The organism is Priestia koreensis (assembly GCF_001274935.1).
GTDB lineage: Bacteria > Bacillota > Bacilli > Bacillales > Bacillaceae_H > Bacillus_AG > Bacillus_AG koreensis.
The window spans coordinates 467,836-487,055 of record NZ_LILC01000002.1 but is presented as its reverse complement, the minus strand read 5'-3'; the positions used below and the strand labels follow the sequence as shown (position 1 = coordinate 487,055).

Annotated in this window: 21 protein-coding genes; 7 read left to right on the top strand and 14 right to left on the bottom strand. The window is 40.6% G+C overall.

Features of this window, described 5'->3' with window-relative positions; genetic code table 11:
* Positions 1–266 precede the first annotated feature (266 nt).
* Entirely contained in the window at positions 267–1,184 is a 918-nt protein-coding gene (locus AMD01_RS02370) for a COX15/CtaA family protein (protein WP_053399778.1), read from the top strand.
* Positions 1,185–1,223: 39 nt separating this feature from the next.
* On the opposite strand, the gene pyc is transcribed toward AMD01_RS02370, so the two are convergent.
* From pyc to AMD01_RS02355, 3 genes are all read right to left on the bottom strand, one after another.
* On the bottom strand, positions 1,224–4,673 hold the full coding sequence (pyc, locus tag AMD01_RS02365) for a pyruvate carboxylase (RefSeq protein WP_053399777.1): 3,450 nt from the start codon (positions 4,671–4,673) through the stop codon (positions 1,224–1,226).
* A gap of 155 nt (positions 4,674–4,828) precedes the next feature.
* Positions 4,829–6,022: an FtsW/RodA/SpoVE family cell cycle protein gene (locus AMD01_RS02360; protein ID WP_053399776.1), complete on the bottom strand. Its 1,194-nt coding sequence runs from the start codon at positions 6,020–6,022 to the stop codon at positions 4,829–4,831.
* Positions 6,023–6,245: 223 nt separating this feature from the next.
* Positions 6,246–6,527: an Fpa/YlaN family protein gene (locus AMD01_RS02355; protein WP_053399775.1), complete on the bottom strand. Its 282-nt coding sequence runs from the start codon at positions 6,525–6,527 to the stop codon at positions 6,246–6,248.
* Positions 6,528–6,744: 217 nt separating this feature from the next.
* Between AMD01_RS02355 and AMD01_RS02350 the strand changes: the two genes are divergently transcribed.
* The gene (locus tag AMD01_RS02350) at positions 6,745–7,242 is read left to right on the top strand and encodes a molybdopterin-binding protein (RefSeq protein WP_157052602.1); all 498 of its coding nucleotides are present in this window, start codon (positions 6,745–6,747) and stop codon (positions 7,240–7,242) included.
* Positions 7,243–7,283: 41 nt separating this feature from the next.
* Here AMD01_RS02350 and AMD01_RS02345 read toward each other — a convergent pair whose 3' ends face one another.
* Positions 7,284–8,612, bottom strand: a complete 1,329-nt coding sequence (locus AMD01_RS02345) for a PhoH family protein (RefSeq protein WP_053399773.1) — start codon at positions 8,610–8,612, stop codon at positions 7,284–7,286.
* A gap of 213 nt (positions 8,613–8,825) precedes the next feature.
* On the opposite strand from AMD01_RS02345, the gene AMD01_RS02340 reads away from it, so the two are divergent.
* On the top strand, positions 8,826–9,437 hold the full coding sequence (locus AMD01_RS02340) for a YhcN/YlaJ family sporulation lipoprotein (RefSeq protein ID WP_053399772.1): 612 nt from the start codon (positions 8,826–8,828) through the stop codon (positions 9,435–9,437).
* A 15-nt stretch (positions 9,438–9,452) separates the two neighbouring features.
* Here AMD01_RS02340 and AMD01_RS02335 read toward each other — a convergent pair whose 3' ends face one another.
* Positions 9,453–9,896, bottom strand: a complete 444-nt coding sequence (locus AMD01_RS02335) for a hypothetical protein (RefSeq protein ID WP_053399771.1) — start codon at positions 9,894–9,896, stop codon at positions 9,453–9,455.
* A gap of 3 nt (positions 9,897–9,899) precedes the next feature.
* A complete protein-coding gene (locus AMD01_RS02330) occupies positions 9,900–10,100 on the bottom strand; it encodes a YlaI family protein (RefSeq protein ID WP_053399770.1) in 201 nt (66 codons plus the stop codon).
* Between the two features lie 205 nt (positions 10,101–10,305).
* On the opposite strand from AMD01_RS02330, the gene AMD01_RS02325 reads away from it, so the two are divergent.
* A complete protein-coding gene (locus AMD01_RS02325) occupies positions 10,306–10,761 on the top strand; it encodes a pyridoxamine 5'-phosphate oxidase family protein (protein ID WP_053399769.1) in 456 nt (151 codons plus the stop codon).
* A gap of 33 nt (positions 10,762–10,794) precedes the next feature.
* On the opposite strand, the gene AMD01_RS02320 is transcribed toward AMD01_RS02325, so the two are convergent.
* The 3 genes from AMD01_RS02320 to typA are packed head-to-tail and all read right to left on the bottom strand — an operon-like array spanning position 10,795 to position 13,293.
* Complete coding sequence (locus AMD01_RS02320) at positions 10,795–11,094, bottom strand: hypothetical protein (RefSeq protein ID WP_053399768.1); 300 nt, start codon at positions 11,092–11,094, stop codon at positions 10,795–10,797.
* A gap of 15 nt (positions 11,095–11,109) precedes the next feature.
* Positions 11,110–11,427 carry a YlaH-like family protein gene (locus AMD01_RS02315; RefSeq protein ID WP_053399767.1) on the bottom strand — a complete coding sequence of 106 codons (318 nt, stop codon included), beginning with the start codon at positions 11,425–11,427 and terminating at the stop codon, positions 11,110–11,112.
* Between the two features lie 33 nt (positions 11,428–11,460).
* Entirely contained in the window at positions 11,461–13,293 is a 1,833-nt protein-coding gene (typA, locus tag AMD01_RS02310) for a translational GTPase TypA (protein WP_053399766.1), read from the bottom strand.
* A 119-nt stretch (positions 13,294–13,412) separates the two neighbouring features.
* Here typA and AMD01_RS02305 point away from each other — a divergent pair, with 119 nt between their 5' ends.
* Positions 13,413–13,598, top strand: a complete 186-nt coding sequence (locus AMD01_RS02305; RefSeq protein ID WP_053399765.1) for a YlaF family protein — start codon at positions 13,413–13,415, stop codon at positions 13,596–13,598.
* A 37-nt stretch (positions 13,599–13,635) separates the two neighbouring features.
* Here AMD01_RS02305 and AMD01_RS02300 read toward each other — a convergent pair whose 3' ends face one another.
* The 3 genes from AMD01_RS02300 to AMD01_RS02290 all read right to left on the bottom strand — a co-directional run bounded on the left by AMD01_RS02300 (position 13,636) and on the right by AMD01_RS02290 (position 15,219).
* Entirely contained in the window at positions 13,636–14,037 is a 402-nt protein-coding gene (locus AMD01_RS02300; protein WP_169775920.1) for a GNAT family N-acetyltransferase, read from the bottom strand.
* Between the two features lie 53 nt (positions 14,038–14,090).
* Positions 14,091–14,894: an inositol monophosphatase family protein gene (locus AMD01_RS02295; protein WP_053399763.1), complete on the bottom strand. Its 804-nt coding sequence runs from the start codon at positions 14,892–14,894 to the stop codon at positions 14,091–14,093.
* 133 nt (positions 14,895–15,027) lie between these two features.
* Positions 15,028–15,219 (bottom strand): hypothetical protein, encoded by a 192-nt coding sequence (locus AMD01_RS02290; protein ID WP_053399762.1) that lies wholly within the window; start codon positions 15,217–15,219, stop codon positions 15,028–15,030.
* A gap of 248 nt (positions 15,220–15,467) precedes the next feature.
* Between AMD01_RS02290 and AMD01_RS02285 the strand changes: the two genes are divergently transcribed.
* Positions 15,468–16,106, top strand: coding sequence for a YktB family protein (locus AMD01_RS02285; RefSeq protein WP_053399761.1), 639 nt, complete (start codon positions 15,468–15,470; stop codon positions 16,104–16,106).
* A 49-nt stretch (positions 16,107–16,155) separates the two neighbouring features.
* Here AMD01_RS02285 and AMD01_RS02280 read toward each other — a convergent pair whose 3' ends face one another.
* Together AMD01_RS02280 and AMD01_RS02275 are read right to left on the bottom strand one after the other, a co-directional pair.
* The gene (locus AMD01_RS02280; protein WP_053399760.1) at positions 16,156–16,428 is read right to left on the bottom strand and encodes a UPF0223 family protein; all 273 of its coding nucleotides are present in this window, start codon (positions 16,426–16,428) and stop codon (positions 16,156–16,158) included.
* Between the two features lie 22 nt (positions 16,429–16,450).
* Positions 16,451–17,407, bottom strand: a complete 957-nt coding sequence (locus AMD01_RS02275; RefSeq protein WP_053399759.1) for an NAD(P)H-dependent flavin oxidoreductase — start codon at positions 17,405–17,407, stop codon at positions 16,451–16,453.
* A gap of 295 nt (positions 17,408–17,702) precedes the next feature.
* On the opposite strand from AMD01_RS02275, the gene AMD01_RS02270 reads away from it, so the two are divergent.
* A complete protein-coding gene (locus AMD01_RS02270; RefSeq protein WP_053399758.1) occupies positions 17,703–19,178 on the top strand; it encodes an aminotransferase class I/II-fold pyridoxal phosphate-dependent enzyme in 1,476 nt (491 codons plus the stop codon).
* Positions 19,179–19,220 lie beyond the last annotated feature (42 nt).

The following is a 19,220-nucleotide window of genomic DNA, read 5'->3' as shown; positions in this document are numbered from 1 at the left end:
TGTGTCGATCTAGTTAGAGAACGATTTTCTTCTGTATAATTTCTAGCTGAAGCTAGCATATGCCTGCTATTTTCGTAACTTTTTTATAGGCAAGAGAATCCTTATCCATATTTTAACACATACTGACTATAAAAAAGGCGATTATTTATACTTATATCTTGGCATTCATTCCTTCTTCTTTGCATGTATTCTATTGATATAATAAAATTAATACTTGTCTATAGAGTTTATATGTACAGGAAGCACTATTTCTAGGCGGTGGTATTTTGAACAAATTATTGAAAGCTCTATCAGTTGTCACCACTCTTTGTATGGCGGTGATTTTACTTGGGGGAGCGTTAGTAACAAAAACAGGATCTGGTCTTGGGTGTGGACGTCAGTGGCCTCTTTGTCACGGTCAAATTATCCCGCATCCGCTTACGATTGAAACCGTTATTGAGTTGAGTCATCGAGCAGCATCTGGTCTCGGTGGTATTCTAGTTCTTGCACTATGTATTTGGTGTTGGATTGCCTTAAAACACGTTCGTGAAGCTCGTCCTCTAGCAGTTATTGCGTTTGTTTTCTTAGTGCTTCAAGCACTTCTTGGAGCTGCGGCCGTTGTATGGGGACAAGTTGCACTTGTCATGGCTCTTCACTTTGGGATTTCTCTTATTTCGTTCGCATCCGTGCTCCTCTTAACACTGCTAGTGTTTGAGGTTGATCGCAAATTTGATTCCCTCTCTTTACGTTTCGGTCGTACCATGCTATTTCATATTTACGGCATTTTGATTTATAGCTATGTCGTCGTTTACACAGGTGCTTACGTACGTCATACGAAATCAAGCCTTGCTTGTGCGAGCGTTCCGTTTTGCTCAAACGGTAGCATCGGGTTGCCACAGGACTTTTATCAGTGGGTACAAATGGGACATCGACTTGCTGCAACGCTAATTTTCGTATGGATCTTAATTGCATTTATTCATGCGTTTAAGCATTATCGTCAGCAGAAGGTTGTATTTTACAGTTGGTTAATCAGCTTTATTCTCATCACGCTTCAAGCCTTATCAGGTGCATTGTCCGTACTAAGTCATTTAGCATTAGGCTTTGCCTTAATGCACTCATTATTTATTTCATGTCTGTTCGGTGTGCTAAGCTACTTAGCGATGCTCGCCCTTCGCAGTCAGCGTAATAAAAAATCGATGAGATAAAAAAAGATCGAGGAACTCACGCTCCTCGATCTTTTTATGTTATTTCGATAGTTCAATTAGTAAATCTCCTGGTTCGATTGCTTCACCATTTTTAATAAAGATATCTTTTACCGTTCCTGAATAAGGAGCTTGAACGGTTGTTTCCATTTTCATCGCTTCTGTAATCATCAAATGATCGCCTTTGGCTACTTGATCGCCTTTATCTACTAGTAATTTAATGACTGTACCAGGCATAGTTGCCCCGATATGACTAGGGTTGCTTGGATCAATCTTCGTTTTTGTTGCGACTGTTGCCTTGATGCTTTCATCTTTGATCACTACTTCACGTGGCTGACCGTTCAACTCAAAGTAAACGACACGCGTACCGTTTGACTGCGGCTCTCCGATTGAGACAAGCTTCACAATCAACGTTTTTCCTTGTTCAATCTCAATCTCTACTTCTTCACCTAAACGCATACCATGAAGGAACGTCGGTGTATCAAGTACAGAGATGTCACCGTACTGCTCCACTGCTTTGCTGTACTCCATGAATACTTTTGGATAGAGAGCGTAAGCGATGACGTCAAAGCTTGTGACCGCACGATTTAATGAGTGGAATAACGTGTCACGAATCTCTTTGAAATCAACCGGCTCCAACAGTTCGCCCGGACGATCCGTTACAGGCTTTTTACCTTTTAAAATAATACGCTGCAGTTCTTTTGGGAATCCGCCGTGTGGCTGTCCCAAATAGCCCTCAAACAACTCGACAACAGAATCTGGGAAATCAAGCGTTTCGCCGCGTTCATAAATATCATCTTCTGTTAGGTTATTTTGAACCATATAAAGCGCCATATCGCCTACTACTTTTGATGATGGCGTTACTTTTACTAGATCGCCAAACATTTGGTTAACACGCGAATACATTTCTTTCACTTCATCCCAACGATCTCCTAGACCGACAGCTTTCGCTTGCTGCTGGAGGTTACTGTACTGTCCACCAGGCATTTCATGGACATACACTTCCGTATGTGGAGCATTCATGCCACTTTCAAAGTCTTTGTAATACTTACGAACATCTTCCCAATAATTAGATAATTGCTCTAATCCTGCAATATTTAAGTTAGGCTTGCGATCTGTTCCTTCAAGCGCATAGTACAGAGAGTTTGCACTTGGCTGAGACGTAAGACCTGCCATAGAGCTTGCTGCCACGTCTACGATATCGACTCCCGCTTCAATAGCTTTTGCGTATGTGTATAGACCGTTTCCGCTCGTATCGTGTGTATGCAGATGAATAGGAATATCTACCGTTTCTTTTAGGGCTGATACAAGGTCATACGCAGCCTGCGGCTTTAATAGACCTGCCATATCTTTAATCCCTAAAATATGCGCTCCTGATGCTTCTAGCTCTTTAGCCATCGTTTTGTAATAATCGAGATCGTATTTACGTCGCGTTGGATCTAAAATATCACCCGTATAGCAAATCGCTGCCTCTGCGATTTTATTGTTTTTACGTACAGAATCAATGGCAAGCGTCATTCCAGGAACCCAGTTCAAGCTATCAAAGATTCGGAATACATCAATCCCTGCTTGAGATGACTTCTCGACAAATTCTTTAATAACGTTATCTGGATAATTTTTATACCCTACGGCATTTGAAGCACGAAGTAACATTTGGAAAAGAACGTTTGGTGCTTCTTCACGAAGCTTCAGCAAACGATCCCACGGATCTTCTTTTAAGAAGCGATAAGACACATCAAATGTTGCCCCTCCCCACATTTCCATCGAGAACAGGTTTGGTAATAGCTGCGCTGTTGGCTTTGCAATTTGTTTTAAATCGTTTGTTCTCACACGCGTAGCTAAAAGCGACTGATGAGCATCACGGAACGTTGTATCCGTTAAGAGTACTTCTTTTTGTTCTTTCACCCATTTTACAAGCCCTTCAGGACCTTGCTCATCTAAAATTTGCTTCGTCCCTTTTAATGGCTCTGTTAAAGTTGATAGAGCTGGAATACGAAGATTCCCATGATCAGGTTTTTTCTTACTTTCCACACCTGGGAAGCCGTTAACCGTTACGTTGGCAATGTACGTTAGCATTTTTGTTCCACGGTCCTTACGTTTTGGGAACACGAAAAGCTCTGGCGTTGTATCAATAAATGATGTATTGTAGCTTCCTGTTAAAAAGTCTTCGTGTTTGACTACGTTTTCTAAAAACGGAATATTGGTTTTAATTCCACGAATACGAAACTCGCGAAGATTTCGGACCATTTTCGCTGCCGCTTGATCAAACGTAAGCGCCCATGTCGTTACTTTTACAAGTAGTGAGTCGTAGTAAGGCGTGATAACAGCGCCTTGGAAGCTGTTTCCCGTATCAAGACGAACACCGAATCCACCGCCGGAGCGATAAGCCATAATTTTCCCCGTATCTGGCATGAAGTTATTTAACGGATCTTCTGTCGTAACACGAGATTGAATCGCATACCCATTTGTACGAATGTCTTCTTGCGCTGGAACGCCCACTATAGGACTATTTAAATCATAACCATCTGCAATTAAAATTTGTGATTGTACAATATCAATTCCTGTAATCATTTCCGTAATCGTATGCTCAACCTGAACACGTGGATTTACTTCAATGAAATAAAATTCATCATTCGCTACTAAGAATTCTACTGTTCCAGCATTTATGTACTGTACATTTTCCATTAATTTTACAGCCGCTTCACAAATTCGGTCGCGAAGCTCTGCGGAAAGGGACAAGCTCGGTGCAACCTCTACTACTTTTTGATGTCGACGCTGAACGGAACAATCGCGCTCATACAAATGAACGATATTCCCTGAGTGATCCCCTAAGATCTGCACTTCAATATGTTTTGGATTCTCGACAAATTTTTCTACATATACTTCATCGCTACCAAACGCAGCCTTCGCTTCTGACTTCGCACGCTCGTAGGACTCTTTTACACCAGCTTCATTGCGGACGATACGCATCCCTCGCCCACCGCCACCTAAAGCAGCTTTAATCATAAGTGGATACCCGTGTTGTCTTCCGAATTCTTCCACTTCTTTCAGAGAAGAGATTGGACCATCTGTTCCAGGAATAACCGGAATGCCTGCTTCAACTGCTTGATAGCGTGCCTTTACCTTATCCCCGAACATGTTCAGATGTTTAGAATTAGGACCGATGAAGACGATGCCTTCTTCTTCACATCGAGTAGCGAATTTAATATTTTCAGATAAAAATCCGTATCCCGGATGAATAGCATCAACGCCATGTGATTTGGCGATCTCAATAATTCCTTCAATATCAAGGTACGCATCGATCGGCTTTTTGCCTTCCCCTACAAGATAGGCCTCATCTGCTTTATAGCGATGATAGGAGCCTGAATCCTCTTTTGAATAAATCGCAACTGTTCGGATATTTAGCTCGTTACAAGCACGAAATACCCGTATCGCGATTTCACCTCTGTTTGCTACTAATACTTTTTTTATCTTTTTCGTTACACGACTCACACTCTTCTCTCCTTTCTAACTGCTTCATCATAATTCTATTTATTCTCCCTTGAATTCGTCGTTACGTTTATCCATCTAAAATGCATAAATATAACACATAAACAGGGTATCTATGAAATCAGAGTAAGCCATAAAAATCGCTTACTCTGTTTTTCCTACGCATTTGTATTTAATGAAAACGGAGCAGGCTTGTCCACTGATGAGCCTTCTTCTCTTTGCTTCCATTCTTGATACCTAACAAACATGGAGATATTCAAGATAATTCCCATGGCAATAATCAGTACAATAAGTGAAGAACCACCATAGCTAATAAACGGAAGAGGCACTCCGGTAATTGGAATTAAACCGGTAAGTCCACCCAAATTGATGCTCGTTTGAATAGTAATCATCGTAGCAACACCTATACAAAATAGGCTACCAACAGGATCCGTACATCGCCTCGCTAAAAGTAGACTTTTTAGTACGATAAAGGCTAATAAGAATAATACAATAGCTACGCCGAAAAAGCCAAGTTCTTCTGCAATGACCGCCATAATAAAATCGGTGTGGGATTCTGGTAAATACCCATATTTTTGAATACTTTCCCCTAATCCACGTCCTCCTAATCCACCTGAACCAATAGCTAAATAAGAATTTACCAGCTGATATCCATCTGTTTGTTCAAGCTTAAACGGATCGGAAGCTCCTGTAAATCGAGATACCTGCTCATCGGTAATAAGGCCTTTCATCATAATAATCGGCGCAGCAATCGCCACCATTATCAATGCTAAAACAGATAGCTTAACGAACGTTTTTCGATTAATGCCTGACGATGCCATAATCACAATGCTTACTAACCCAATAATGGATGCTGTACCAAGGTCTGGCTGTGCAGCAACGAGTCCACAAACAACAATCGTCAATAGTAGCGGTGGAAAAAAAGCTTTTTTTAGATTGTTAATATTCTCTTGCCGCCGTCCTAGTATGGTAGCAAGATACATGATGACCACAATTTTTGCAAACTCTGCAGGCTGTATGCCCATGCCCCCAATTCCTAACCAGCTTTTTGCGTTCCCTGCCGTATGTCCGATAAATCGAAGTAAGATAAGTAAACCGGCTGTGCCAAGAACGATAGGCGGAATAATCTTTGCATAGGCTTTGTATGGAAAGATCATCGTTACTAGTAAAAAGAAGCTAGCGATAATAAGCCATAGCGCTTGACGATTAAAGAAGAAATCACTTTCCCGTTTATATCTCGTAACGGCAGTAATCATACTGGAACTATAAATCATCACAAGTCCTATAATACAAAGCGCGACAACTGCAATCAAAAGCGTATAGTCGTAATGACGAAACATTCTTTTTAACATCCATCATCTTCCCTCATCTTATTTTTGTTGAAGGTATGTAAAAATATTGACTTTATTGTACTATATTTTCTGACAATAAGGCACCTAAAACTTTTTATTTATCAAAAGAAACATTCTTCCAATACAACGCGTAGAAAATCCCTCTATCGATTTCAAACATTGTATAATAAAAAACTCAAACTATCACGTCAATAGTTTGAGTTTCTACATGCGGTGTGCACGTTTATTTTTTTGTAAATGCTTCATGAAGTGCTGATAGCTCTTTTTCTAACCGATTTAGCAAGTTTTTACCAAACTGCTCCTCAATTAGACCAAGGCGGACTGCAAAATCAATTTCTCTTGATAATCCGAACATTTGCGTATCCAATACTTCTTCGTATAACGGACACTGAGGCATGGTTAAATTATCCATTTGAACTCGAATTAATCTCAAGATTTTTTCTGCATCAGCATTTAGTAAAGCATGTGCCTTTTCACGATGATCTACGACTATTTCAGGCGTCAAAATCAATCCCTCCGTTCACGAGCGATTTGCCAATACTATTAATAAATCATATCGTTAAACACGAAAAAAAGCAAGAATTAAGAGGAAACTCCCTTCCTATTTGCTCACGTTTTTGATCTCTTCGTTTTTGTCTACGGATGACAGGTCTATCCAATAGCGTTATACTTAAAATCAGGGCACCATTACTAACCGTGGTAAAAAAGGATGGATGACAACAGTGAATACAATTATGTCAATTGAAGGAAATGTTCAATATGCAATTACGCTTGATGCAGGCGTCTGGATTTTTGATGATCGTAAGGTTGACTTAACAACGTATTTTCAAGAAAAACCAGTACAAAAGGATGAGATAGCAGAATATACAAAATCTGTCTCTGCTCATTGGGATCGTGAAATTCAAGAAGGGGCCGTATTTCCTCCTACTTTGAAGACTGAACGAAAATTCAAGAAACAGGAAGTATTGACAGGAACATTCGGCATTTCATTTCGCGATTTTTTAAAAAATGCGGAGCCGCTTAAAGAAGCTTCTGTGGTTACGATTGTAACAGAAAACGATCAAATTACCATTCCATTGGAACAAGCCTACACGCTGATCCTTGGATTTTCAAAAGATGGCAAGCCACTTTTGGAAGACGGTCCGATTCACGTCTATTATGAAGACGGTTCCAATGAACAAAACCCTATTAAGCACGTGCGTAAATTCGTGGTGCAATAACGAACAAATTCCCGCCTCATCATCGTGAGACGGGAATTTTTTTAAAGAAGATCTGCGGCAAGCTGCGCAAGTCCAGAGCGCTCACCTTTAACTAACCTCGTATGACCAGCAATCTTTTGATCCTTAAACTTTTCTACCACATACGTCAAGCCATTATTATATTCGTCAAGATATGGATGGTCGATCTGAGCAGGATCCCCCATTAAAATAATTTTGCTTCGTTCTCCTACTCGAGTCAGAATGGTCTTCACTTCGTGTTTCGTTAAATTTTGCGCCTCGTCAATAATGATAAACTGGTCTGGAATGCTTCTTCCTCTTATATACGTGAGCGCTTCTACTTCAATTGAACCCATTCCTGCTAAGATTGCATCCAGTTCTCCTGGCTTTTTCGTATTAAATAGATACTCCAAGTTATCATAAACCGGTTGCATCCACGGTCGCAGCTTTTCTTCCTTTTCACCCGGCAAAAACCCAATATCTTTTCCGACAGGAACAATAGGCCGTGCAACAAGAAGTTTTTTAAACAATCCTAAGTCTTCTGTTTGCATTAATCCAGCTGCTAGAGCTAAAAGCGTCTTTCCAGTCCCTGCTTTTCCAATCATCGTCACAAGCTGGATATCATTTCGAAGCAGCAATTCAAACGCCATAATTTGCTGAACATTCCGCGGCTTAATTCCCCAAATGTGATCATTGTCAAACACCAGTTTTCGTACTTTTTGGGTAGTTGGATCTACAATACCAATCGCTGATCCTGAGCCTCCAAAGGCATCTTTTAAAACGAGAAATTGATGTGGATAAAAGGGATGATTAGCAATGCTGAGAAGAGGAAGCTCTCCTTTTTCATAAAACTGATTTAATAACTCAACCGATACGTACACTTCCAAATAACCGGTATAAATGCTATTAAAGTCCACGACACGATCGCTTAAAAAGTCTTCCGCTAAAAGACCAATCGCATCTGCTTTTACTCGCACTAGCACATCCTTACTTACTAGAATGACTTCTCTGCCATCCTCTTTTGTTTCTTCCTCTAACGAAAGATTTTTCGCTACTGCTAAAATCCGGTTGTCATTCGTTTTTTCAATAAAAATTTCTTGTAGCTCATGAAAAGAACGATGATTGAGCTCAATGCGCAAATACCCGCCATTTTCGAGCGGTACTCGCTCATGCAACTTCCCCGACTGCCTGAGCCCATCAATTAGCTTGGACACTTGTCTGGCGTTTCTCCCAATCTCATCCATATTTCGCTTTTTCGAATCCACTTCTTCAAGTACGACTGCAGGTATTACGACTTCATTTTTCTCAAAGGAAAAAATTGAGTGTGGGTCTTGTAATAACACGTTTGTATCCAGTACATAGATTTTATCCAAACCTTCTCCTCCTGCTCCAAATGTTTTCCTTCAAAGGAGTTCATGTTTACGTCCAAAACTTCCCTTTCAAAAGCCGCGTCGTGTGCTAGCAATGAAAGGTGGACGTCCTATTTGCTTTAAATATATGAAGCGGTGCATAAAGATAGAAGAACTATTGAACAATAAATACAAACATACTACAAAAAACGATGAATCTAGTTAGGAGTGTCTATCATGAAAAAGATATGGATTCTTACTAGCCTTTTTCTATGTCTCCCACTTGTTGGCTGTACCATGGGAAATAATAACGAGGCTGAGCAAAAATTAAACGATCCAAACCGCACCATCAACGTAAAAAATTCCGCACCCGATCAAATGCAGCATAAGTCGGCTAAGGAAATCGCGAGACACCTTGTCACGCTTTCAGAAGACGTGCCTGGGGTAAACGATGCCACAGCAGTTATTGTTGGAAAATATGCGCTTGTTGGCATCGATGTGGACAATAATTTAGACCGTTCTGAAGTGGCATCAACGAAATACACGGTCGCGGAAGGGTTAAAAAATGATCCTTACGGTGCACATGCTGTTGTACTAGCAGATCCTGACACATACACGCGCTTAAAATCGATTGCAAGACAAATTCGCCAAGGTCACCCGGTTACAGGGTTTCTCGACGAGCTAGCTGCGATGGTAAACCGCGTAATGCCAGAAGTTTCACAGCAAATTAGGAAAAACCCAGAGGGAACGGGGACAAATGATAATAAGCTCTCTCCTAAACAGCAAAAAGAGCTTAAGGATAATCAACTGAAACAATCCAATCACAAAATTCAAGATAACAAAGAATAAAAAAGCTTCGTCCGGTTAAGCGGACGAAGCTTTTTTACGCATTAGCAAACGATACGTAATGAGAAGAACAATCATAAAGAGTGCATGGCCAAAAGTCCAATAAAACAGAGACCAGCCATTCCACACCCCTGGTGTAGCTTGATGTGCTAGCAGTGTTAGCGGAAAATAGAGAAAGATGGTCGGTATTGTCAAACAAGCGGCAATCAGCACGTGCATCCGCAGTGTCTCCCATTTTTTAAATTGAAGCACACCACCGAATACAAGACCAATCATGACGGCAATAATCAAATGAAACAGAAATTCAACGACTTCAGGCCAATCAACGTTTCCGATTACAGGAATAAAGTCTACGTTCAGTAATAGCGTATAGACTTTTTCTCCTGTGATGAATTGAATCATTTTTAAAAAGAGACCTAATATAAGACCTGCTATTGCGCCTGACCATGCCCCCCTATTCAACGCCTACCAGTCCTCCTTCGTTACCTTTGATGCATATAGACTAAACTTTCCTGTTGCAATACGAGCCTTTGTTTTGTCTTCAATACGATCATGGCAGCTTTGGCACATATACGTATGAATAGGACGGTTACGCAAACGCTTTGCTTGAAGCGTTTCATCATGAATGCTTTCAATTTTATCGCAAATTACACATTTAACTCTCATACTGTCACCTCAATCTTTATAAAGATATTGTATACGATAGAAGAACCTTACGAAAGAAAAAGAAGCGATTTCTTACACATTCATCGTTTATTAGCTATAGAACATACTCATTTTATAAAAAGATGGTAGCAAATGATCTCCATATATTTTCAGCACCTGTTAAAAGAGGTAAGATAAGAAGTACACTTATAAGGGAGGAATGAACGTGTCGAATCAAGTTGAACCAACTTTAATTCAGCCACTATTTGATAGCCTACAGCAACAGCACTTTGTTACATTATCTACCATTGATTTTGAAACATCTGCGCCCAACGTCAGCGCTATTTCTTGGGTTACAGCAACCGATCATACTCATATTCGCTTTGCCGTTGATAATCGGTCTCGTATCGTAAAGAACCTTCAAAAACAGCCTGACGCTGTCATTAATATTATTGCTAATGAATCATGCTACTCCATTTCGGGTCATGCCGTCCTGCTTCAGGAGCGACTAGCAAATGTGCCTCTAAAGCTCGCTTTAATTGAGCTTACGGTGAAAGAAGTTCGCGACGTGATGTTTTATGGATCGAAAATTTCGACAGAGCCTAATTACGAAAAAACGTATGACCCTGTAGCGGCAGCAAAGCTTGACAAACAGGTAATTGAAGCAGTCCACAACGCATAAATAGGTATGAAAAAAAGAGATAAGGCACATGCCTTATCTCTTTTCTTCTAAAGGGTAGCTTTTAAATTTTTCAGGCTCCCTTTTAATGTGATCATACATCGCATCAACAAGTTCTTTCGGAAAACGAGTTTTCTTTTCTTCCTGCTGACGAGAGTAGATCACTTCGTACATTTCTTCATGTTCGATGATCGTCACGTTTTCGACGTGATGATCATCTTTTAACATGTGATCGAACAATGTGAAAGTTTCTTGAGCTGCATAATCATCCGGTCTTGCATCGGCTACCTTTTTGATCGTTAACCAGTTATACAAAGCATCCTGAATTGATTTCAATGCTGCAACCCCTTTTTATAGATTCTGATTTGCCTCATGTTTTTTCGACTGATGCAAACGAACTTTATAAATAATAAGTACGAGAGCCGCAACTACTAATCCTTCTGCAATTGGTAAAAATGCGCCAAAAAATGTGAGCACACTACAACCAATGGCTAAGAACAAGTAAATGACCGCTGATTTTAGAAGCGGCAGTCGCTTCGCAAACCCTAACTTATATACAACGATTGAAAGAATCAATATCGTGATGTAAAGGAGTTTCATACCTAGAACTGGCTGTTCATCGATTCTAAATAACGCTGCAAAAAAGGATAAATGCTCTTGAACTTTCATTCAAAGCTCCCCCTTGTTATCTAGACGTTAGTTTTATTCAGCAAACTTTTTCTTTTTCGCCATTTTTTCGCGTTCATTCTTATCAAGAATTTTTTTACGAAGACGAATTGATTCAGGTGTGATTTCACAGTACTCATCGTCATTTAGATATTCTAATGATTGCTCTAAAGACATGATACGTGGTTTTTTCATGCTTGTTGTTTGATCTTTTGTAGCAGAACGCACGTTAGTCGCTTGCTTCATTTTACAAATGTTAACAACTAGGTCGTTGTCGCGGTTATGCTCCCCTACGATCATCCCTTGGTATACTTCTGTACCAGGCTCTACGAACACTGTACCACGATCTTCGATACCTGTAATTCCGTAAGTAGATGATTTTCCTGTTTCCATGGAAACAAGTACACCTTGACGGCGTCCGCCTACTTGACCAGATTGCATTGGCTGGTAGCTATCAAATGAATGGTTGATGATACCAAATCCACGTGTTAATGATAAGAACTCAGTTGTATAACCAATTAGTCCACGAGCTGGAACCATAAATGTTAAACGAACTTGTCCACTTCCGTTGTTGACCATATCAACCATTTCACCTTTACGAGCTCCCATTGATTCCATAATTGAACCTGTGTGCTCTTCAGGTACGTCGATTTGAACGCGCTCTACAGGCTCGCTGCGAACACCATCAATTAAACGAACGATAACTTCTGGTTTTGATACTTGAAGCTCATACCCTTCACGGCGCATGTTTTCGATTAAGATTGAAAGGTGAAGCTCACCACGTCCTGAGATTACCCAAGCATCTGGTGAATCCGTTGGCTCAACGCGTAAACTTACATCTGTTTCAAGCTCAGACATTAAGCGCTCTTCAATTTTACGAGCCGTTACGAACTTCCCTTCGCGTCCTGCGAATGGGCTGTTGTTCACAAGGAACGTCATTTGAAGCGTTGGCTCATCGATACGTAAGATTGGTAGTGCATCCTGATGTTCTGTCGGACATACTGTTTCCCCTACGTTGATATCTTCCATTCCGGAAACGGCAATCAAGTCCCCAGCTTTTGCTTCTTGGATTTCAACACGTTTTAATCCTAGGAAACCAAACATTTTTGTTACACGGAATTGTTTAACCGTTCCGTCTAACTTCATTAACGCTACTTGTTGACCTACCTTCATCGTTCCGCGGAATACGCGGCCGACACCGATACGTCCTACATAGTCATTGTAGTCAAGCATTGCTACTTGGAATTGTAACGGCTCTTCGCTGTTGTCAACAGGTGCTGGAATGTTTTCGATAATGGATTCGAATAATGCTTCCATGTTGTCATCTTGCTTTTCAGCTGTATGACTAGCTGTTCCATTAATTGCTGATGCATACACAACAGGGAATTCAAGTTGTTCTTCTGTTGCACCTAATTCAATAAATAGATCAATTACTTCGTCTACTACTTCAGCAGGACGAGCAAAGTCACGGTCAATTTTGTTTACAACAACAATTGGCGTTAAGTTTTGCTCAAGTGCTTTTTTCAATACGAAGCGTGTTTGTGGCATACAACCTTCATATGCATCGACAACAAGTAACACACCATCAACCATTTTCATGATACGTTCTACTTCTCCACCGAAGTCCGCATGTCCTGGTGTATCCATGATATTAATGCGCGTATCCTTGTAGTTAATTGCTGTATTTTTCGCTAAAATGGTAATGCCGCGCTCGCGCTCAAGGTCGTTTGAGTCCATTGCGCGCTCTTCAACATGTTCATTTGAACGGAAAGTCCCAGATTGGTGTAATAATTTATCTACTAAAGTTGTTTTCCCATGGTCTACGTGGGCAATAATTGCGATGTTTCGCAAATCGTGACGAATATTCAAGCTTTTCACTCCTAAATTTATAATAACTAAAACATTATACCACAATGAATATAAGGATGGAATTATTCGAATAATTTATGTAAACTAATAATTAAAAGGGACAATGGGAGGATCACATCATGAAAAAAATAAAATGGATTTTTATGTTCTATGCAGTTCTTGCAACAATTTCAATTATGGCCATTGGCGTCTTCATTGGTGAACAAAGTATTCTAGGTATACTATTAGCCATTGTAGCACTCATTATTATTATGGGACTCGGATTTACGAAGAAAAAACAGCTACGTGAACGCGGCGAGCTATAAGAGCCGTCAAAAAAAGTCCTCAACCAGAGGACTTTTTTTATAGGGGATGAACCATGATCATAAATGATCTTCCTGCTTCATCCTCTTCCACTTTAAATTGCTCAAACCCGCACGAAGATAAGAAGTGAATCCACGATAATTTTTCAATCGGCACGCCTGCAAACAAAACGTCATGCTGGTTGCTTGTAAAATTTGCTATCATCTCACCTATAATAGCCTGTCCGTATCCTTGTCTTCGTTTATTTTTAGCAATTAAGATCGTTCCAATCCATGCCTTTTCATTAGAAGGAGCCCACTCCACCCCAAACGTGATGCCAATTGGCTCTTGGCCGTCGTACCATACACACCATTCTCCTGCAAGCATGTCATACCTTTTCAAGTATCCCTTTAACTGATCTTCATGACACTCTTCGCTTTGCCACTCTGGGCTTTCTGACACAAGTTTTTGAAAGAAAGACAGGTGTTGTCTTTGAAAAAGTTTGGAAACGAGCATTACCGTGAAGCTTTCCTAAAATAGTTCTCTAGAATTTCTTCGTGTAGTCCCGGCTTCCCAACAAAGATACTATTTTGCTTCAGTAAATCGATTTCTGTTCCTTCAAAATTAGTTGCTACTCCCCCTACTTCATTAATTAAAATGAGGCCAGCTGCGAAGTCCCAAGGAGCTAATCGAGGAGTGATGTAGGCATCCAATCTTCCTGCAGCAACGTAAGCCAGTTCAATAGCTGCTGTGCCGTATGAGCGTGTCCCGCGTACCGCTGTGACAAGCGGTGATAATACACTAGGGTCAATACGGAAGTTTTTTGTTACCCACGTTGCATTTAAAGCAAGAATCGCTTCTTTTACTGAAACAGGATCAAGCTTCGGAAGCTCAATATCATTCATATAAGCACCTTGTCCTCGTCGCGCATGGTACAACTCGTCGTGAATGACATCGTAAATAAAACCAATTTCTCCTACTCCATCAACATAAATACCAACCGAAATGGCAAAGTTGCGCTGCTGATGAACAAAATTCATCGTGCCATCAATCGGATCAATAATCCAAATTGTTCCGTCAGTAGACTCTAATTTTTCACCGTACCCTTCTTCACCAAGAATATGATGCTCTGGGAACGTTTCACGAATATGCTTAATAAAATATTGCTCTACTTCTTTATCCATGTTAGTGACCAAATCGTTTGGATTTGACTTTGTTTGAATTAGAAGTTCTTTACTAAATGATTGCTTAATTAATTCTCCTGCTTCTCTCACCCATTTTTCTGCGTATGTATAGATCGTTTCTAAATTTGACAGCATGGTTGTAAAGCCTCCTCAAAGGATAAGAATATACCTATTTGTAGTGTATAGAAAAACGGAACAAGAAATCAAGTAAACGCGTTCACACAAAAAAGCGAACCCTTTGGTGGAAAGGTTCGCTTTTTTCAAACAGTCATGCATTCTGAAGCCTCATCCATTCTTGGCGAATTCTTTCCAGTTTTTGTTTCGTTTCTCGTTTTTTATCTTCATTGTTTTCAACCATAGCATCATAAAGAGTTGCAAGTTCATAATCCAGCTCCAATCGAAGCACCGCAAGTCGTCGATTTCCGTCCCCTTTTTTATACATATTCACCACTTGCTTCATTCCCATACACTCCTTCCATAAATTCTCATTGTTTTCATCTTGTCTTCAATAAACTAAATTTTCAGATATTTTTGTTTCTACTAGTGTATGACGAAACCAAAAATCCTGTAACTAAATTGTGTGATTACCTATAGAAAAATTAATAGACGAATTGTGACAAGCTCTGAGGCTGAGATCAAAAAACATGAGAAAAACATCGCCTCTATGATAAAATCAAACCAATGTTTGATACACAACTGGAGGTATATATGACGTTCAACGGGTTTACACAAGACGATTTTCATGTATTTAAGGTAGATGGATTAGATGAGCGAATGGATGCTTTAAAGACGCACATCCGTCCAAAGCTTGAAGAGCTTGGTCAATACTTTGCTCCGACACTCTCATCAATGGTAGGAGACGAAATGTTTTATCACGTAGCAAAGCATGCACGCCGCACCATTAATCCCCCAAAGGATACATGGGTAGCGTTTGCGCCAAATAAGCGTGGATATAAAATGATGCCACACTTTCAAATCGGACTTTGGGAATCACATGTTTTTATTTGGTTTGCTGTTATTTATGAAGCGCCTATTAAAGGTGACTATTCCAAAACGCTTCTTGCACACTTAAACGACATTACACAGCAAATTCCTGATACTTTTGTATGGTCAAAAGACCATATGAAGCCTGAGGTATTGCCGATGAACCAAATGACAGATCATGATCTTAAAACGCTTTTCGAGCGCTTAGGCACGGTGAAAAAAGCTGAAATTCTATGTGGTCGAACCATTTCTGCAGAAGATGCCATGTCAATAAGCGGTGAGGAGTGGCTTGCACTTATAGACGATAGTTTTAGAACGCTTCAGCCTTTGTATGACCTTACAAAAACAAAGGTTCTTTCATAAAAAAACAGCAGGCGCCTTCGATGATGAAGACTCCTGCTACCCATACACATTATTTCATTTTAATAAAATCTCCACTTGCCGCATCTTTTGCTTTTTTTATGACGCGATACGTCGAGTATCCACTTTCTTCTTCAAATTCTTTATCAATTTTTTTCTCTTCAGATTTACTTGGAACAATTTCTTTAAATCGTCGGTACAAGCTCATCAGCTCATCACGATCCATGCCCTTTTCATACGCTCGTTCGACCGCTTCAAAAAACTGCACAGCATCAATAATTTCTTCTGTTGCCCAATCAATCGCTATCGGATATTGATACTCCATATACTCTCACTCCGTCTCTTAACTAATTCCAGCGCACGCGAATTTGCTCGGCTTCTTTCACCATTCGCTGAAACAATTCCTCAACGCTTGGTACATCCTTTATTAATCCCATCACTTGACCAGCCCATGCGAAGCCTTCCGCCTGATGACCGTCATAGATGTATCGTTTATTAGCTTCACCACTTATGTACTCTTTTAACTGCTCGTAAGTTGATTTTTCTGCCTCTAAAGCTAAAATGCGATCCGTCCATTCGTTGGATACGGCCCTCGCAGGGGCACCAAGCGAGCGCTTAATCACTACTGTATCATATTCTTGACCATTAACAAGAGCCTGCTTATACAAATCATGCGCATGCACGCATTCTTTTGTTGCAATAAAACGCGTTCCCATCTCAATTCCTTCTGCTCCAAGGCTTAGTGCTGCCATTAGTCCTCTTCCATCTCCAATGCCTCCTGAGGCAATTACAGGAATTGACACAGCGTCAACTACTTGAGGAATCAACACGAATGTACTCGTATCTTGACGACCTAGGTGTCCTCCTCCTTCTTGTCCGACTACCATCACCGCATCTGCTCCAAGCTCTTCCGCTTTTTCAGCCTGCCGCCTCGCTGCAACAAGTACAAGCTTCTTACTAGATGTTCCCTTCATTTGTTCGAAAATAGGTGCTGGATTCCCCCCTGTCATCGTCACGACCGGAACCTCTTCTTCAATCGCTACGTCGAGCATATGTTGAAACGGACGACCGTGCTGCCCGATCGCGAAGTTTACTCCAAATGGTTTATTCGTTTTTTTCTTGACAGCTTGAATTTCCTTGCGGAGATCATCTGGCGTCTTAAGGGACATCGCCGTAATTTGTCCTAGCCCTCCGGCATTCGAAACAGCTGCAGCAAGATCAGAATAAGCTAAATAAGCTAGTCCCCCTTGAATAATTGGATACTCAATTCCTAGCAAACTCGTAATTTTTGTTTCCCACTTCATATCATCACCTCATTTTATTAGGTTCTCCTTTTCATAAAAAAAACCTCTTTCTAGTATTCACTCTACTCGTCTTTCCTGCCACTATTCCGTTCATTTCTTCTCTTTTATTCAACTGAATGAATGTCACACTTCCCACATTAAAAATTTAGCTATGCAATGAAAGCAATAAGTGCTATAATTCATTTGTTTTATGACTTTCCTTTCAATAAAAAGCGTATATAAATACGATAAAACTGACATAAAAGTCAACCGTGAAAAGCGGAATTATTTTGATGTAAAGAGGTGGATAGCAAAGTTGTCTTCTCAATTTGATACGCCGTTATTTTCCGGCATTGTAGAACACGCGAAAAAAAATCCTACACAATTCCATATTCCTGGTCATAAAAAGGGAGCTGGGATGGATCCAACATTTCGAGAATTTATTGGTGAAAATGCATTATCGATCGATTTAATTAATATTCAACCACTCGATGACCTTCATCAGCCAAAGGGCATTATTAAACAAGCCCAAGATTTAGCTGCTGAGGCATTCGGTGCTGATCATACATTCTTCTCCGTTCAAGGGACGAGCGGTGCGATTATGACCATGGTCATGTCAGTATGTGGCCCTGGAGATAAAATTATCGTTCCACGTAACGTGCATAAATCTGTTATGAGTGCCATCGTATTTTCAGGAGCTACACCTGTGTTCATTCATCCAGAAGTGGACCCGAACCTAGGAATCTCACACGGGATGACGCCTGAAGCTGTTCAAAGGGCATTACTGCAGCATCCAGATGCTAAAGGGGTATTAGTCATTAACCCTACTTACTTTGGCATTGCCGGTGATTTACAAAAAATTGTGGAAGTGGCTCATTCTTATCACGTTCCCGTTCTTGTCGATGAAGCACACGGCGTTCATATTCATTTTCATGATAAACTGCCCCTTTCTGCGATGCAGGCTGGTGCAGATATGGCCGCAACAAGCGTGCACAAGCTAGGCGGGTCAATGACACAAAGCTCGATCTTAAATGTACGAGAAGGCCTTGTTTCTCCGTCTCGTATTCAAAGTATCTTGAGCATGCTCACAACTACGTCAACTTCTTATTTGTTACTTGCGTCACTAGACGTTGCAAGAAAGCGCTTGGCAACAGAAGGATATGAGCTAGCAGAAAGAGCCATTCGCCTCGCAGAAGAAGCTCGAAAACAAATTAATGAGATTCATCATCTTCACTGTGTCGGAACTGAAATTCTTGGTACGGAAGCGACCTTCGATTTAGATCCAACGAAGCTGATTGTATCCGTACGCGAACTTGGTATCACTGGCTATGAAGTAGAGAAGTGGTTACGTGAGCATTATAATATCGAAGTAGAAATGTCTGATCTCTACAATATTTTATGTATCGTCACACCAGGTGACCAAGAAGGCGACATTGAATTACTCGTTCGAGCGCTCACTTCTCTCTCTGAAGAGTTCAGCCATTTATCTGATAACCATCTTCCTGTATCGGTGATGCTTCCGGATATTCCTGTACTTGCCTTAACTCCTCGTGATGCCTTTTATGCAGAGACGGAAGTTGTTCCAATTGAAGAATCTGCAGGGCGTATCATTGCGGAATTTGTGATGGTGTATCCACCGGGCATTCCTATTTTTATTCCCGGTGAAATTATTACAGAAGATAACTTGGCTTATATTCAAGAAAACCTTGAGGCTGGCTTACCCGTTCAAGGACCAGAAGATTTCACGTTGCAATCTCTTCGTGTTATCAAGGAGCACAAAGCTATTCGTTAAGACAAAAAGCAGCGACCTCATGACAGGTCGCTGCTTTTATTC

Excerpts from the sequence above, each read along its gene's own strand:
- AMD01_RS02285 (WP_053399761.1), top strand. The coding sequence starts at position 15,468 with ATGACGTTCAACGGGTTTACACAAGACGATTTTCATGTATTTAAGGTA.
- AMD01_RS02280 (WP_053399760.1), bottom strand. The coding sequence starts at position 16,428 with ATGGAGTATCAATATCCGATAGCGATTGATTGGGCAACAGAAGAAATT.
- AMD01_RS02295 (WP_053399763.1), bottom strand. The coding sequence starts at position 14,894 with ATGCTGTCAAATTTAGAAACGATCTATACATACGCAGAAAAATGGGTG.
- AMD01_RS02330 (WP_053399770.1), bottom strand. The coding sequence starts at position 10,100 with ATGAGAGTTAAATGTGTAATTTGCGATAAAATTGAAAGCATTCATGAT.
- AMD01_RS02315 (WP_053399767.1), bottom strand. The coding sequence starts at position 11,427 with ATGAAAGTTCAAGAGCATTTATCCTTTTTTGCAGCGTTATTTAGAATC.
- AMD01_RS02290 (WP_053399762.1), bottom strand. The coding sequence starts at position 15,219 with ATGAAGCAAGTGGTGAATATGTATAAAAAAGGGGACGGAAATCGACGA.
- AMD01_RS02275 (WP_053399759.1), bottom strand. The coding sequence starts at position 17,407 with ATGAAGTGGGAAACAAAAATTACGAGTTTGCTAGGAATTGAGTATCCA.
- AMD01_RS02305 (WP_053399765.1), top strand. The coding sequence starts at position 13,413 with ATGAAAAAAATAAAATGGATTTTTATGTTCTATGCAGTTCTTGCAACA.
- AMD01_RS02360 (WP_053399776.1), bottom strand. The coding sequence starts at position 6,022 with ATGTTAAAAAGAATGTTTCGTCATTACGACTATACGCTTTTGATTGCA.
- AMD01_RS02340 (WP_053399772.1), top strand. The coding sequence starts at position 8,826 with ATGAAAAAGATATGGATTCTTACTAGCCTTTTTCTATGTCTCCCACTT.